This is a genomic window from Sporosarcina sp. G11-34, assembly GCF_026931025.1.
Genome location: NZ_JAHNZW010000001.1, coordinates 324,604 through 339,566, shown reverse-complemented (window position 1 = coordinate 339,566; position 14,963 = coordinate 324,604). Strand labels below are relative to the sequence as shown.

At 39.5% G+C, this 14,963-nt stretch carries 16 protein-coding genes; 12 read left to right on the top strand and 4 right to left on the bottom strand.

The genetic code is table 11. From position 1 onward, the window contains the following. The first annotated feature begins 54 nt into the window (after positions 1–54). The 5 genes from fadH to KSU66_RS01560 all read left to right on the top strand — a co-directional run bounded on the left by fadH (position 55) and on the right by KSU66_RS01560 (position 4,149). On the top strand, positions 55–813 hold the full coding sequence (fadH, locus tag KSU66_RS01580; protein ID WP_269049647.1) for a 2,4-dienoyl-CoA reductase: 759 nt from the start codon (positions 55–57) through the stop codon (positions 811–813). Between the two features lie 53 nt (positions 814–866). Further along, entirely contained in the window at positions 867–1,097 is a 231-nt protein-coding gene (locus tag KSU66_RS01575) for a hypothetical protein (RefSeq protein ID WP_269049646.1), read from the top strand. 138 nt (positions 1,098–1,235) lie between these two features. Then, complete coding sequence (gene cbpB, locus KSU66_RS01570; RefSeq protein WP_269049645.1) at positions 1,236–1,676, top strand: cyclic-di-AMP-binding protein CbpB; 441 nt, start codon at positions 1,236–1,238, stop codon at positions 1,674–1,676. Between the two features lie 96 nt (positions 1,677–1,772). Beyond that, positions 1,773–3,260 (top strand): MDR family MFS transporter, encoded by a 1,488-nt coding sequence (locus KSU66_RS01565; protein ID WP_269049644.1) that lies wholly within the window; start codon positions 1,773–1,775, stop codon positions 3,258–3,260. After that, a complete protein-coding gene (locus KSU66_RS01560) occupies positions 3,247–4,149 on the top strand; it encodes a LysR family transcriptional regulator (protein ID WP_269049643.1) in 903 nt (300 codons plus the stop codon). Before KSU66_RS01565 ends, KSU66_RS01560 begins: the two co-directional genes overlap by 14 nt. 115 nt (positions 4,150–4,264) lie before the next feature. On the opposite strand, the gene KSU66_RS01555 is transcribed toward KSU66_RS01560, so the two are convergent. Beyond that, on the bottom strand, positions 4,265–5,461 hold the full coding sequence (locus KSU66_RS01555) for an MFS transporter (RefSeq protein WP_269049767.1): 1,197 nt from the start codon (positions 5,459–5,461) through the stop codon (positions 4,265–4,267). A gap of 309 nt (positions 5,462–5,770) precedes the next feature. Between KSU66_RS01555 and KSU66_RS01550 the strand changes: the two genes are divergently transcribed. The 3 genes from KSU66_RS01550 (at position 5,771) to KSU66_RS01540 (ending at position 7,626) form a co-directional block, all read left to right on the top strand. Next, positions 5,771–6,094 carry a hypothetical protein gene (locus tag KSU66_RS01550; RefSeq protein ID WP_269049642.1) on the top strand — a complete coding sequence of 108 codons (324 nt, stop codon included), beginning with the start codon at positions 5,771–5,773 and terminating at the stop codon, positions 6,092–6,094. 285 nt (positions 6,095–6,379) lie between these two features. Further along, positions 6,380–6,826 (top strand): TlpA family protein disulfide reductase, encoded by a 447-nt coding sequence (locus KSU66_RS01545; RefSeq protein ID WP_269049641.1) that lies wholly within the window; start codon positions 6,380–6,382, stop codon positions 6,824–6,826. A gap of 140 nt (positions 6,827–6,966) precedes the next feature. Continuing rightward, the gene (locus tag KSU66_RS01540) at positions 6,967–7,626 is read left to right on the top strand and encodes a potassium channel family protein (RefSeq protein WP_269049640.1); all 660 of its coding nucleotides are present in this window, start codon (positions 6,967–6,969) and stop codon (positions 7,624–7,626) included. A gap of 74 nt (positions 7,627–7,700) precedes the next feature. Here the strand turns inward: KSU66_RS01540 and rnjA are convergent, their stop codons facing one another. From rnjA to def, 3 genes are all read right to left on the bottom strand, one after another. Next, positions 7,701–9,368: a ribonuclease J1 gene (gene rnjA / locus KSU66_RS01535; RefSeq protein WP_269049639.1), complete on the bottom strand. Its 1,668-nt coding sequence runs from the start codon at positions 9,366–9,368 to the stop codon at positions 7,701–7,703. A gap of 2 nt (positions 9,369–9,370) precedes the next feature. Continuing rightward, on the bottom strand, positions 9,371–9,580 hold the full coding sequence (locus KSU66_RS01530; RefSeq protein ID WP_269049766.1) for a DNA-dependent RNA polymerase subunit epsilon: 210 nt from the start codon (positions 9,578–9,580) through the stop codon (positions 9,371–9,373). A gap of 281 nt (positions 9,581–9,861) precedes the next feature. Further along, positions 9,862–10,419, bottom strand: a complete 558-nt coding sequence (gene def, locus KSU66_RS01525) for a peptide deformylase (protein ID WP_269049638.1) — start codon at positions 10,417–10,419, stop codon at positions 9,862–9,864. Positions 10,420–10,555: 136 nt separating this feature from the next. Here def and KSU66_RS01520 point away from each other — a divergent pair, with 136 nt between their 5' ends. From KSU66_RS01520 to KSU66_RS01505, 4 genes are all read left to right on the top strand, one after another. Next, positions 10,556–11,194 (top strand): YkyA family protein, encoded by a 639-nt coding sequence (locus tag KSU66_RS01520; protein WP_269049637.1) that lies wholly within the window; start codon positions 10,556–10,558, stop codon positions 11,192–11,194. A 285-nt stretch (positions 11,195–11,479) separates the two neighbouring features. Further along, positions 11,480–12,595, top strand: a complete 1,116-nt coding sequence (gene pdhA, locus KSU66_RS01515; RefSeq protein ID WP_269049636.1) for a pyruvate dehydrogenase (acetyl-transferring) E1 component subunit alpha — start codon at positions 11,480–11,482, stop codon at positions 12,593–12,595. Positions 12,596–12,598: 3 nt separating this feature from the next. Continuing rightward, positions 12,599–13,576 carry an alpha-ketoacid dehydrogenase subunit beta gene (locus KSU66_RS01510; RefSeq protein ID WP_269049635.1) on the top strand — a complete coding sequence of 326 codons (978 nt, stop codon included), beginning with the start codon at positions 12,599–12,601 and terminating at the stop codon, positions 13,574–13,576. A gap of 55 nt (positions 13,577–13,631) precedes the next feature. Beyond that, complete coding sequence (locus tag KSU66_RS01505) at positions 13,632–14,963, top strand: dihydrolipoamide acetyltransferase family protein (protein WP_269049634.1); 1,332 nt, start codon at positions 13,632–13,634, stop codon at positions 14,961–14,963.

Genomic DNA, 14,963 nt, shown 5'->3' with positions numbered 1-14,963 from the left:
TTTATGGTACTATAATGAGTGGGTATTCATTCATTCCAAAAAGGGGGAAATAAAATGTATGAGGGAAAAGTGATGATTGTTACAGGCGGATCGAATGGAATGGGTAAGTATATGGCGAAAAAGTTTGCGCAAGAAGGTGCTAATGTTGTAATCACAGGTAGGGATTTGGATCGTTTAAACGCAGCTAAAGAGGAAATCGGGGAAAACGCACACATATTTCAGATGGATGTTCGAAATGTTGAATCTGTACAGGCAATGGTCGACTTTGCGGATGAAAAGTTCGGGCGCATTGATGGACTTGTGAACAACGCAGCGGGAAACTTTATCGTACGCGCGGAAGAATTATCACCAAACGGTTGGAAGTCAGTAATCGATATTGTGTTAAATGGTACGTTTTATTGTTCTAGTGCGGTCGGGAAATATTGGATCGAGAAAAAACAAAAAGGAACAATTTTAAATATGCTTGCAACCTATGCATGGGATGCGGGAGCGGGAATTATCCATTCGGCAGCAGCCAAAGCGGGTGTAATGTCGCTAACGAGGACACTGGCGGTTGAATGGGGTACGCAATATGGAATAAGGGTAAATGGTATAGCTCCAGGACCAATCGATCGCACAGGTGGCGCAGAGAGGCTTTGGCAATCCGACGAGCAGGCAAAACGCACGATGGCGTCAATCCCGCTAGGTAGACTTGGACAGCCTGAAGAGATTGCGGAATTAGCAGCATTTATTATGTCTGATAAAGCATCGTATATGAATGGTGAAATAGTTACGCTTGACGGAGGTCAGTGGCTGAACAAATTTCCTTTTTAATGCATAAAAACAATCACATTAGCCATCCTTTGATTGAGTAGGAGGGATTGGCTATGGACATATGGAAAGGTCCGCTAACTGTTGTGGTTGTAGTGATTTGCTTGATTTGCATATTTGCGGTTAGAAAATCGTCAGGTGGAGTTCCAGAAGAAGAAGCTCGCTCTGAAATAAGTAGTACGATTGTAGAACATCCATTTACGTTAAATCCGATTCTATGGATTATTTTAATTGCGGTTACATTCATGGGAATTGTCATAACTTATTATGCAACCTCTTTCTATTGAAAGGGGTTTTTCTGATTCTTGTTCAGCAGAGAGATTAGGAATAGATAGCACTTTTCGGGAGGTTTGCCTTAGCTACTTGTGATATGATAGATAAGAAGTATTTATCTGCTTAGCAAATAGGTGTAAGGAGCCGATTTTATGATTACAGTTGAAAATAAAGAGTTTTTATTTAGACCAATCGCCGATTATATTATACCTGCTGAAAAGGTTGTGCACGTACAGATTGGCAATAATGCGGAACATGCGCTGCTTGTTTTAACAAAAACAGGTTATTCGGCAGTTCCAGTACTAGATGCGCAAGATCGACTAAAAGGTCTGCTTAGTATACGAACTGTTACCGATTCTATCTTAGGGTTAGCCCATATTGAATATGAAAGATTACCTGATTTAAAAGTAGATGAAATAATGAGAGTAGACATTGCAACAATCCGAACGGGAGACCGAATTCAAAAAGGACTCGATATGGTTATCGACAATCCATTTGTTTGTGTTGTTGAAGAAGACGGAACATTTGCAGGTATATTAACAAGAAGAGTGATTTTAAAAGAGTTTAAAAAATATATATATAATATCCATTAAACGCAGTTTAAGTGCGCCGGATATAAAGGGCATGCTAAGTATGTCAATTAAGAAAGGCTCCTTGACGGGGTCTTTTTCTGTTTGGAAGGTGAAGGAATGAAGACTTCGAGAATTACCAATCGCCCATTAGTTCTAATAGCGGTCATGCTCGCAATGTTTGTAAGCGCGATAGAAGCGACAATTGTGACAACTGCAATGCCTGTAATCGTATCTGATCTCGGTGGTTTCTCGAGATACAGTTGGATATTTTCTGCTTACCTACTTATGAGTACCGTTACTGTTCTTATTTATGGGAAATTGGCCGATTTATTTGGCAGAAAGCCGATTCTTTTTATCGGTATGTTTATATTTTTAGTCGGTTCGATTTTATGTGGATTCGCTGTATCAATGGAGCAATTAATCTTATTTAGACTTATTCAAGGTCTTGGTGCGGGTGCGGTGATGCCAATAGCGACAACGATTATTGGAGATATTTACTCAACGGAAGAGCGGGCAAAAATTCAAGGTTATTTGGCAAGCGTTTGGGGGATTTCCGCTGTTCTCGGTCCTTTAGTTGGCGGTGGAATTGTCCATTATTTTAGGTGGGAATATATATTTTGGATAAATGTCCCTTTAGGCCTCCTTGCGATGATTGGAATTGGATTGTTCCTTCATGAGCCGGAGCGAGAGAAAAAAATTTCAATTGATTATAAAGGTGCGGTACTCTTAACGTTATCCTTGTCAGCAATTTTATTTTGGCTTGTAGAAGGTGGCCAATCATTCGCTCGATTATCATTTTATAGTATTGTGTTATTACTTTTTGGTATAGGATTACTGCTATTATTCTTTCTCGTTGAGCGGACTGCAAAAGATCCAATGATGCCGTTTTCGATTTGGAAAAACCCAGTTATATTCTATGCAAATCTAGTATCGTTTACAACTGGGATTATATTAATAGGAGTCACTACATATTTACCTACCTATGTAACTGGGGTTATGGAGCAACCTGCAATCGTCGCAGGCTTTACGCTAACGGCCATGTCGATAGGCTGGCCGATTGCATCATCGGCTGCGGGGCATTTATTACTCAGGCATGGGCCATTTGTTGTGTCATTTATCGGAGGCATTTCACTCGTTATCGGGTCCGTCTTATTTATTTTGATGAATGCAACTTCAGGACCGTGGTGGGCGGCAATGGCAAGCTTCTTCGTTGGCGTCGGAATGGGGCTGACGGGGACTTCATTTACCGTTACGATACAAGGGTCCGTGCCAAGGAAAGTTCGTGGTGCTGCCACTGCGGCAAATATGTTCATGCGTAATTTTGGGAATACGGTAGGGGCTGCATTTTTCGGAGCGATACTAAATACCAAACTGATGGGGCATTTTAAAAACAAAGGGTCCGATTTCGAATTAAATGATATAAATTTACTGCTTACAGAGGAAACCCGGCAATCAATTTCAGGTGGAGAGATTCGGCTGCTTCAAGATGCGTTAAATATTTCACTGCAATGGGTTCACATAAGCGTAGGGGCACTTGCAATCATTAGTGTATTGCTTATTTTACGGATACCTCGGGGAAAGGGGCTATTAGATGTCGATGATTGAATTGGAAATAATAAAAGCGCTTGCCGAAGAAGGAAATATGCGTAAAGCTGCAGATCGTTTATTTTTATCACAACCGGCACTTTCGCAAAGACTTCAATCGATTGAAAAGGAATGGGAAACGCAGTTATTTATACGATCTCAAAAAGGATTGGAACTAACCCCAGAAGGCGAAATTATCGTTGATTATGCAAAAGAAGTACTTGTCAAACGCGAAGAAACATTTGAAATGATTGCTTCAATGATTGATAAAGTACATGGGACGTTGAAAGTTGCATGTGCATCAATTGTGGGGCAAACATGGCTTCCACAAGTATTGAAAGAATACATTGAGCGTTACCCTGATGCACAAATTTCACTTATGACAGGATATAGTTCCGAAATTGTAAAGGCTCTTAATGAGCGGGAAGCGCATGTAGGAATTGTTCGTGGTCAAACAGATTGGAAAGGGCGGAAAGTGCATTTATTCCGTGATCAATTGTATTTAGTAGACCGTGAAATTACATCAATTGATCAATTAAAAGAAACGAGCCGTCCATTTATACAATTCAAAAGTGATTCGAACTATCACCGTGAAATACAGCATTGGTGGCATCGACATTTTTCCCGAAAACCGGGCAGGCAAATAACCGTAGACCAAATTGAAACGTGTAAGCAACTTGCACTTAACGGAATTGGCTATGCTATATTGCCGGCAATTACCTTAACTGGAGATGAGGATGTAAATAAAATTCCTTTATTAAATAGCGAAGAGGAATTTGAGTTAACACGGGATACTTGGCTTATTGGCTATGAATCGTCATTCGAATTAAAACAAGTGGGCGTATTTACGGAAATGGTCCAAAAACATGCGAAAATCATAAGAACAAATAATAAGCTTTCACTAAAGTAGGAAAAAGGAGTAAAGATACTAGCTATAAAAAAGCCGTTACACCGGATTGAACTTCGGTGTAACGGCTTTTTAGCGTCTGTAAATACTAGACTATTATTTATTAACCATCCATAACTTATTCTAACTCGCTAAGTAATTCTGTACTTCGCTTCGACCAGTAAAAGGCGATGACAAAACAAACAAGCAGAAGGAATGTACCCATAATATAAGGATAAGTAATGTTAATATCGAACATAATACCAGCAAGTGCTGGACCAATCATGTTCCCTAGGCTCATATAGGCTGTTATCATTCCGGCCGCAAAACCTTGTTCATCCCCCGCAAGTTTAGAAACAAGCGTATTAACTGCCGGACGAAGAAGGGACGTTGCGGTAAAGAATATCATTGAAACAAAGAGAATCATTGAGAACGAATCAACAAATAATATGCCAATCATTCCAAATGCCGCAAAGATAAGATTTACTAGGATGACGCGCATCTCGCCAAAGCGTTTAAACAATGGATTGATAAAGAAAGTTTGAGCGATGACGCCGACAAAGCCACCAATAGTAATGATCACTGCAATTTGTGAGGGTGTGTACCCATATTTTTGATCAACGTAAAGTGAAATCGTTGATTGAAAATTAGCGAGTCCAAAGGAAAAGACAAACATAACGATGAACATAACAAAATATGGTGTTGATGCTGATCGTTTCAATTGCTGGAACAGGTTTTCGCGCTTTTTCTTCTTTTGTGTTTCTGATTGAGCCCGCGGTGGCGGATTAGGCAAGGCGAAAAATGAAATGACAGCTGCTAATAATGCGGCGGCGGTTGCAAAGTAGAAAGGGAACTCCAAGCTGATTTTCGAAAGGAAACCGCCAATTGCAGGTCCAATCATGAAACCAAGGGACATAGAAGCACCAAGAAGTCCCATTCCTCTACCACGCTCTTCAAATGTCGTAATATTTGCCACAAATGCCATCATGGGCGGGACAAGAAAAGCAGCACCTAATCCAGTGAAGAATCTTGCAACAAATAACATCCATAATTCATCGGATAAACCAAATACTAATTGAGATAACCCGAAGATAATTAATCCGACAATAATTAGATTTTTTGGCCCATGCTTATCAGATAAATCGCCCGCAATTGGTGCGAAAATAAACTGTGCAAGGGAGAATATCGCAACGAGAAATCCGAGGACTTGACCGGCAACGCCAAACGTGCCAAGATATTCTGGCATAATTGGAATAATTAGGCCGATACCAGACATAGCAATGAACATGTTAAACATAAGTATATAAAGAGCAAAGTTATTCGATTTCAAAGACAAAGCATCCCAACTTCCCAAACTATTTCGTGCTACTAAATTACTTTACCATACGTCTAATTCGAATACACCTTCTTGGAACGGTAAAGTTGTCATATTTATATAATTCACAGGTGATAGTAAGAAGAGTTATTTGAGTTGTTAATATCATCAGGAATAAATTTTACTTGAAGGTTGGCACCCACTTGAAATATGAGGTGCGTGATTTGGTAATTCAATAGAGTTGGAAAAGTCATTTAAAAAGCAGTGACTCTTGTAATTGAAATCTTAGCGTTTCGTGGTACAATATAGCGAATAAAGGGGTGAAGTTGATTGGGTAAGAAAATGGTTATTTATTTGGACCCTGATGAGCGGAAATGGACGATGGAGGATCTCGGACTTAGCTGGGATGATGTGCTACAAACGGCAGTAGAGAAGGAGCCTTTTGAAGGTATATTTCTTGCGAAAAATAGAAAGATTATTGATTGGGTTGAATTACCTAATCATTGTCCCGAGTGTTTGGAAATTCTTTCTTATAATGATGAATTCGATTCAATCTACTGTAAAGATTGTGATGAATGGCGAGACGTTCCATGTGAAGATCCAAATTGTGAATTTTGTGAAGCTAGACCTGAAAAACCTTCGAGCTGTAACTGAATATTATAATTACCTGGCACTGTCATAAATTAAACATCTTTTAATAGAAGACTCTAATCTTCAATGCGCGTTGTTTGAATTTGGCTTATTGCTTTGATTCTCTTAATAAGACTTGAGCAGGACTTAAATGTCATGACAGAATTTATGAAGGAATTTTTAATGTGAATACACATATGTTAGGTGAACAGACTCCAGCCTTTACAATGGATGCTCTAATTTTTATTTAGCTAAATCTCCACGCGAAATAACCGCTGTGGGGATTTTTTAAATAAAGGAGGATAAACATTGAAGTTACGTGAGTTAATGCCGGAACTAGTAGGCGAAACAGCTTGGTTAAACGGTGAAAAAACAAAAGCAGAGTTGATTGGTGAAAAACCGACACTAATCCACTTTTGGTCAGTAAGCTGCTATATGTGTAAAGAGTCAATGCCGACTGTAAATGATTTTCGAGATCGCTTTAAGGAACACTTGAGCGTAGTTGCTGTTCATATTCCACGTTCTGAAGCTGATTTAGATATTGATTTTATTAAATCAACAGCAATTGAGCATGACATTAAACAGCCGATTTTTGTAGACAATGAAATGAAGTTGACTAATGCTTTTGGCAACGAGCATGTGCCAGCTTATTATGTATTTGATAAAGGTGGGCAGTTGCGACATTTCCAAGCAGGTGGTAGCGGGATGCAAATGTTAGAAAAACGTGTGAAACGCGTACTTGATGAAATAAAATAAGCGGAACAAGAATAATATTTACTTTATATCAAGCCGAGCCCAGTAACGTATACCATACGTTACTGGGTTTTTCTTTTAGGTAATGGTGAGCGTGTGTTAAACTATTCCTATTCACATAGCGAACGAGGGGGAAGATTTAGATGAAGAAAGAATTTGTTGTCATAGGGCTTGGCCGTTTTGGAGGAAGTATCGTTTCTGAGCTGATAAATCTGGATGCTCACGTAATGGCTATTGATATATCACAAGATAAAGTAGAGGATTTTGCTTCTATAGCAACACAGGCCGTTACTGCTGATACAACTGATGAATCAGTCCTAGAATCTTTAGGTATCAGAAACTTTGAACATGTCATTGTGGCGATCGGTGAAGATATACAAGCGAGTATTTTAACGACGCTCATGTTAAAAGAAATAGGTGTGCCAAAAATCACAGTGAAAGCACAAAACATCCTTCATGAAAAAGTGTTGAAGAAAATAGGTGCTGATATTATCGTTCATCCAGAACGTGATATGGCAATTAGAATTGCAAATAGCATGGTATCTAATAATATACTTGATTATCTCGAATTATCCGATGAACATTCAATCGCTGAAATGAAGGCGACTGATAAAATTGCAGGAAAGACAATTATTGATTTAGACATTAGGGCGAGGTACGGGATAAATATCGTTGCCATTAAACGTGGCTATGAGATTCTCATATCCCCCCAAACAATTGAGGAAATTCAAAAAGAAGATATTCTTATAATTATAGGCTCTGATGTAGATCTTCATCTCTTTGAAAAAAAGCTACTTCGCTAATGATAATATATTAGTTCGACAAATATAAACAAAAAACCCGTTGCATTTTATATGCAACGGGATTTTTATAGTTATTATACTTCTAAAATTACAGGTAATACCATTGGTTTTCGTTCTGTTTTTTCGTATAAATAGGGTCCTAATACATCGACGATTTCTGTTTTCAGCGCCGCAACATTACCAGGAGAATTTGCAATTTTTGTTTGCAATTGTCTTGTTAACATACGCTGTGCATCATGAATCATGACACCTGATTCACGCATGTAGACAAATCCACGTGAAATGATATCAGGTCCAGAAACGACACGGTTTTTCTTTTTATCAATAGTAGCAACAACGATAACTAGTCCATCTTCGGATAGCATTTTGCGATCGCGTAAGACAACGTTACCGATATCACCGATTCCACTTCCGTCAATGTAAACATCCCCGGATGGTATACGTGCAGCAAGTCTTGCACTGTCTGCGGTTAGGGCGAGCATGTCACCGTTACCTAAGACAAACGTGTTTTCGACAGGCACATCACAGTCAACTGCGAGTTCTGTATGCATTTTCATCATTCTATATTCGCCGTGTATGGGCATAAAGTATTTTGGTTTAATAAGTCTGAGCATTAGCTTTTGTTCCTCTTGAGAACCATGGCCAGAAGTATGGATATTATCAAGTGAACCATGTAAAACATCTGCGCCAGCACGGAACAATGAGTTAATAACTTTATTTATGCTAAGCGTATTTCCAGGAATAGCAGAAGATGAGAAAATCACTGTATCCCCAGGATGAATTTGTACTTGGCGATGTGTACCGTTTGCGATACGCGAAAGTGCAGCCATTGGTTCTCCTTGGCTACCTGTACATAAAATCATGACTTCGCTTGCTTGTAGCTTATTTAACGAGTGTGTATCCACAAAAAGCTCTTTTGGTGCATCAATATAGCCAAGTTCACGACCGATTCGGATTGCGTTGTCCATACTCCGACCGAAAACGGCAATTTTACGACCGAATTCCTGTGCGGCTACGATTACTTGTTGCAGTCTGTGGATATTCGAAGCAAATGTTGCGAAAATAATACGACCATCAACTTTTCTGAATATCTCATTCAGGCTGTCGCCAACTTTACGTTCAGACATTGTAAATCCTGGTATTTCGGCATTCGTACTGTCGGATAAGAGACAAAGTACACCATCGCTACCGATTTTTGCCATTTGGGTTAAGTTTGCCGGTTCTCCAACTGGTGTGAAATCGAACTTGAAATCACCCGTATGAACAATATTACCGGATGGAGTTTTGACAACCACACCAAATGCATCTGGAATACTATGGGCAGTACGGTAAAACGATACAGAAGTTTTACGGAATTTAATGACATCGTCTTCATCGATTGGAATCATCGTCGTAGAACGTAATAGACCGTGTTCTTCAAGTTTGTTCCGAAGTAGACCTAAAGCAAGCTTCCCGCCATAAACAGGTACGTTTATTTTACGAAGTAAATATGGAATCCCACCGATGTGATCTTCGTGGCCGTGTGTAATGAAAAGGCCTTTAATCTTGTCAGCATTGCGTTCGAGATATGAGTAGTCGGGTATAACATAGTCAATTCCGAGTAGCTCGTCATCTGGGAATTTAATGCCTGCATCAATTAAGATGATTTCGTCTTGAAACTGTACACCATATGTGTTCTTCCCGATTTCGCCTAGTCCGCCTAGTGCGAAAACGCCAGTTTCATTATTTTTAATAGGATTCATAATTAAACCTGCTCAAGCTCGAAGTGTGATAAAGCTTGCTCGAATTCAAGATGCTTTCCTTCAAGTAGTTGAATGTACTCGACATTGTAGTTGCGACCCTGTAATAGTTCGCGCACCTTTTTTTCTGAGTCGGCTTGGATATACATGCTTTTGGTATTTTCGCGGACTGGCACTTCTAGCACATTTTCTTGGTAATAGACTTTGTAAATCATCATTTTAGCTCTCCTTTTAACGTTCAATTGAAATCATTCTCTATATAATAGCATGTCATTTGGGTAAAATAAAGAAAAGCCGACAAATTATTACTGTCGGCTTAAATGTTATGCGATTGTTTTTTTTCCGAGTATGCCATTAAGCCGTCTTAACACTTTTCGTTTTAGGCGTTTATACATGGCTATATCACTCCTTACTACTGATTATAGTCCATTCAGAACTTTCTGTCAAGTTAGGAGTTTGTTTATTAGTCTCGGTAAAAGTAAGTAAAGGGGTTATTCTAATCGCGCATGAATGGGACCGCACCGGGAATCTCTTTATAAGGATCAGCTTTATCTATATGGTCATAAAACATGATACCGTTTAAATGGTCGAGTTCATGTTGGAAGGCGATTGCAGCTAATCCCTTCAGTCGCAATTTAAATTCATTACCTTCAACGTCAAAGGCTGTGATAGTTATTCGTTTGTAGCGGGGAACATAACCTTCAATATTTCTGTCTACGGATAAACAGCCCTCACCAGATTCCAAGTATGTTTTTTCAACAGAATGGCTAACAATTTTAGGGTTGATGGCGATAAAGCTTAAAGTCTCACCTTTTAGCTCAGGCAGATGCAAAGCGAAAACTCTTTTAGTTACATTTATTTGCGGTGCGGCTATTCCGACGCCAGCACGCAAGCTATATTTTTCTGAAATCTCGGGATCAGCACTATTTTTAAGATAGTTAAGTAAATCATCGCAAAGTGTTCGGTCTTCAGTAGATAGTGGGAATGTAACCTCTACCGACTTTTTGCGCAGGGCAGGGTGTCCTTCCCGTACAATGTCTTCCATTAAAATCATCTTAATAACATCCTTTCAGTCTTTATTATATACAAAAGTATAAGGGAATGGGAATAAGCATGAAAGGAATTTAGCACGTGGTTGAGTTTTTTGCAAAAACAAGCTATAATTCAAAGTAAATTGGAGGGGTATAATTTTGAGAAGATACATAGCAGGGTTAGCAATAGTTGGTACATTACTCCTTTCAGGGTGCACTTTCGGTTCTTCTACTGAAAAAGAGCTTTCAAATGCCTTATCGGATATGAGCAATGCTGAAAAGGACTACCGTGGATTACAAGAAGAGCTTAATAGTCTTGAGAAATCAGAACAAGCGACCTTTAACGAAATGATGAATTTAACACAGGAACAAAAGGATGAGTTGAAAACAAAACTAGGGGAAGTTGAAGAGTCCCTTGAAAAACGACTTGAACAAATCAAGGACGAAGAAGCTTCTATGAAAAAAGCGAAAGAAACAGTTGCATCTTTTGACAAGGTAATCGAGAAGGCGGAAGGCAATACGAAAAAAGAAGTTGAGGAATTAAAGAAAGCGATAAATAGTCGATATGATAATCATTCGATTTTTATTGAAAATTATAAGAAATTAAGTGAGATGCAAAAAGATCTTTATGTAAAACTTTCCGATGAGGAAGTAGATATTACGGTGTTACAAGAATTAGTTGGTGAGGTAAACAAGCAAAATGATGTAGTTAAAGAATCAATCGAATCGTTTAATGGGTCGACTGTTAAGGTGAATGATATTAAAGAAAAAATTTTTAACGACCTAGAAAAAGAGTAACATTAAAGAATTAGGGAAAGGACTAGTAGCTTAAGCAGCTTATTAGTCCTTTTTATTATTGGCGAAGATGACATTAAACGACACACTTTGTTATAACACAGCTCCCTCATTGTACTAATACAGAAGGGGGCTGTGTGTGAATTCCGATTATTGTATCGGTATAATAGGCTTGCGAATACAATGTTTGACCGTACGGTTTCAATTAAGTATACTTACAAGTGAATAGATTGTACCAATAAACACACTACGGATTCATAATACAGTTACGAAGGAGAGTTGCCGAAAATGGCTGCAAAAACTAATAAGAGCTTTGATCCAGTTAAAACGCTTCACGAGATTGAAGACAAGTTTGAAATGGTTCAAATATTAAATGAAGAAGGCGAAATCGTCAACGAAAGCATGGACCCGAAAATGTCCGACGAGGAACTTGTCGAATTAATGACGAGAATGGTTTATACGCGTATTTTGGACCAACGATCAATTTCACTAAACCGACAAGGCCGTCTTGGTTTCTACGCACCTACTGCGGGACAAGAGGCTTCACAAATAGCATCTCATTTCGCGCTAGAAAAAGAAGATTTCATTCTACCGGGCTATCGTGATGTTCCACAAATGATTTGGCACGGACTTCCATTATCAATGGCGTTTTTATGGTCACGTGGTCACTATATGGGTGGAGCTATTCCAGAAGGCGTTAATGTATTCCCACCACAAATTATTATCGGAGCACAATATATCCAGGCGGCTGGAGTTGCGCTTGGTTTCCAAAAACGCAAACAAAAATCAGTTGCAATGACATATACAGGTGACGGTGGAACTTCTCAAGGTGATTTCTATGAAGGAATTAACTTTGCGGGCGCTTACCGTGCTCCAGCAATATTTATTATTCAAAACAACCAGTTTGCAATTTCTACACCAAGTAGTGTGCAATCTGCTGGTAAAACATTTGCGCAAAAAGGAATTGCAGCAGGAATTCCAAGTATTCTCGTCGATGGTATGGATCCACTTGCAGTCTACGCAGCTACAAAAGATGCACGTGAACGCGCAGTAAATGGCGATGGACCGACATTGATCGAGACCTTCTGCTACCGCTACGGTCCACATACGATGGCCGGGGATGACCCGACACGTTACCGTACGTCTGAAACAGACAGCGAATGGGAAAAACGCGATCCACTTATCCGCTTCCGTAAGTACCTAGAAGCAAAAGGAATATGGAGCGAAGAGCAAGAAGCTAAAGTGATCGAAGACGCAACAGAAGACATTAAAGTTGCGATTAAAGAAGCAGACGCAGCTCCTAAACAAAAAGTGAGCGATTTCATCAATATTATGTATAAAGGCGAGCTTCCATATAACTTGAAGGAACAGCTTGATATTTACACTGAGAAGGAGTCGAAGTAATCGATGGCACAATTAACGATGATTCAAGCGATAAACCAAGCGCTAAGTACTGAGTTGAAAAATGATGAAAACGTTCTGGTCTTCGGTGAAGATGTTGGAAACAACGGAGGAGTATTCCGTGCCACTGAAGGGTTACAAAAAGAATTTGGCGAAGAGCGTGTATTTGATACGCCGCTAGGAGAATCTGGTATTGGTGGATTAGCAATCGGTCTATCTCTAACAGGATTCCGTCCAGTTATGGAAATACAGTTTTTCGGCTTTGTTTATGAAGTTATGGACTCTATCAGTGGACAACTTGCACGTATGCAGTTCCGTAGTGGAGGACGCTTCAATGGTCCTGTTACAATACGCGCACCATTTGGTGGTGGCGTAGCAACACCAGAAATGCATGCGGATAGTCTTGAAGGACTAATGGCAGCGCAACCTGGATTGACAGTAGTTATTCCGTCAACACCATATGATGCAAAGGGACTTCTTATTTCAGCAATCCGTGATGAAAATCCGGTCGTCTTCCTTGAGCATATGAAACTATACCGCTCATTCAGACAAGAGGTTCCTGAAGAAGAGTATACAATTCCGCTAGGTAAAGCAGACGTGAAGCGCGAAGGTTCTGACATTACGATTATTGCTTATGGTGCGATGGTTCAAGAAAGTTTGAAAGCTGCTGAAGAGCTAGAAAAAGAAGGGCATTCTGTTGAAGTAATCGATTTACGCACAGTGCATCCACTTGATATTGAAACGATTATCGCTTCTGTTGAAAAAACAAATCGCGCAATCGTTGTACAAGAAGCACAGAAACAAGCTGGAGTTGCGGCGAATGTTGTTTCTGAAATTACAGAACGTGCTATTTTGAGTCTTGAAGCACCGGTACTTCGTGTAACTGCACCAGATACGATCTATCCATATGCACAAGGTGAAAATGCTTGGTTACCAAATGCTACCGACATCATTGAGGCAGCTAATAAAGTTTTGACATTCTGATTTAATGAATGTCATTTTGAAACATTGTTATTTATAAAAAGGAAGGGTGAATTATGTGTCGTATGTATTCCGTTTACCAGATATTGGAGAAGGAATTCATGAAGGAGAAATTCTGAAGTGGCTTGTTGCCGAAGGCGATAAAGTTAATGAGGATGATATTCTTTTTGAAGTTCAAAATGATAAGTCAGTTGTAGAAATTCCATCACCAGTTACAGGTACTGTTGAAAAACTATTGGTACCTGAAGGAACAGTTGCAATTGTTGGAGATAAACTAATTCAAATAGATGCACCTGGTTATGAGGATTTACATGAAAAAGATACTGAGGTTGAAGCAGAAAAACCAACAGAACAAGAAAAACAAGAGGTTAATGCGCCAGCTAAAGAAGTAGAAGCGCCGAAAGAAGAAAAAGAAGCATCTACACCAGCACCCGCTGCTGAAACAGACGTAGATCCCAATCGTCGGATTATCGCAATGCCATCTGTTCGAAAATTTGCGCGCGATAATGATATTGAAATACGTCAAGTAGCTGGCTCGGGTAAAAATGGTCGCGTTTTGAAAGAAGACGTTGAATCATTTATGAGCGGTGGTCAAACATCAACAGAAACTACAGAAACTATAGAAACTTCTGAAGAAACAAATAGCGCAGCACCAGCTCAAGAGCAGCCGGTAACACTTGAAGGTGATTTCCCTGAAACGCGTTCTAAGATGCCGAGTATGAGAAAACTTATTGCCAAAGCAATGGTTAATTCGAAACATACGGCTCCTCATGTTACACTACTAGATGAAGTAGATGTATCAGAACTCGTTACACATCGTAACAAGTTCAAGCATATCGCAGCTGAAAAAGATATTAAACTTACGTATTTGCCTTATGTTGTAAAGGCTCTTGTAAGTACGTTGCGTAAATTCCCAGAGCTCAACACTTCATTTGACGATGCTACTGAGGAAGTAATTCAAAAGCATTATTACAATATCGGTATTGCGGCGGACACAGAGCGTGGCCTAGTCGTACCTGTTGTGAAGAATGCTGATCGTAAGTCGATGTTTGCTATTTCAAGTGAGATTAATGAACTAGCAGTAAAAGCTCGTGACAGCAAATTAACGTTAGCTGAAATGAGTGGAGCTTCATGTTCGATTACAAACATTGGCTCTGCAGGCGGCCTATGGTTTACACCGATTATTAACCATCCGGAAGTTGCTATTCTAGGAATTGGTCGTATCGCTGAAAAGCCGGTCGTGAAAAACGGTGAGATTGTTGCAGTTCCGGTACTTGCTTTATCACTTGTATTCGACCATAGAATGATGGATGGTGCTACAGCACAGCGTGCATTGAACCATATTAAGGAAATGCTTAGTAATCCAGAATTATTATTAATGGAGGGGTAA

Bases quoted from the DNA above. Each gene is read 5' to 3' on its own strand.
- fadH (WP_269049647.1), top strand. From the start codon at position 55: ATGTATGAGGGAAAAGTGATGATTGTTACAGGCGGATCGAATGGAATG.
- KSU66_RS01575 (WP_269049646.1), top strand. From the start codon at position 867: ATGGACATATGGAAAGGTCCGCTAACTGTTGTGGTTGTAGTGATTTGC.
- cbpB (WP_269049645.1), top strand. From the start codon at position 1,236: ATGATTACAGTTGAAAATAAAGAGTTTTTATTTAGACCAATCGCCGAT.
- KSU66_RS01565 (WP_269049644.1), top strand. From the start codon at position 1,773: ATGAAGACTTCGAGAATTACCAATCGCCCATTAGTTCTAATAGCGGTC.
- KSU66_RS01560 (WP_269049643.1), top strand. From the start codon at position 3,247: ATGTCGATGATTGAATTGGAAATAATAAAAGCGCTTGCCGAAGAAGGA.
- KSU66_RS01540 (WP_269049640.1), top strand. From the start codon at position 6,967: ATGAAGAAAGAATTTGTTGTCATAGGGCTTGGCCGTTTTGGAGGAAGT.
- rnjA (WP_269049639.1), bottom strand. From the start codon at position 9,368: ATGAATCCTATTAAAAATAATGAAACTGGCGTTTTCGCACTAGGCGGA.
- KSU66_RS01530 (WP_269049766.1), bottom strand. From the start codon at position 9,580: ATGATTTACAAAGTCTATTACCAAGAAAATGTGCTAGAAGTGCCAGTC.
- def (WP_269049638.1), bottom strand. From the start codon at position 10,419: ATGATTTTAATGGAAGACATTGTACGGGAAGGACACCCTGCCCTGCGC.
- pdhA (WP_269049636.1), top strand. From the start codon at position 11,480: ATGGCTGCAAAAACTAATAAGAGCTTTGATCCAGTTAAAACGCTTCAC.
- KSU66_RS01510 (WP_269049635.1), top strand. From the start codon at position 12,599: ATGGCACAATTAACGATGATTCAAGCGATAAACCAAGCGCTAAGTACT.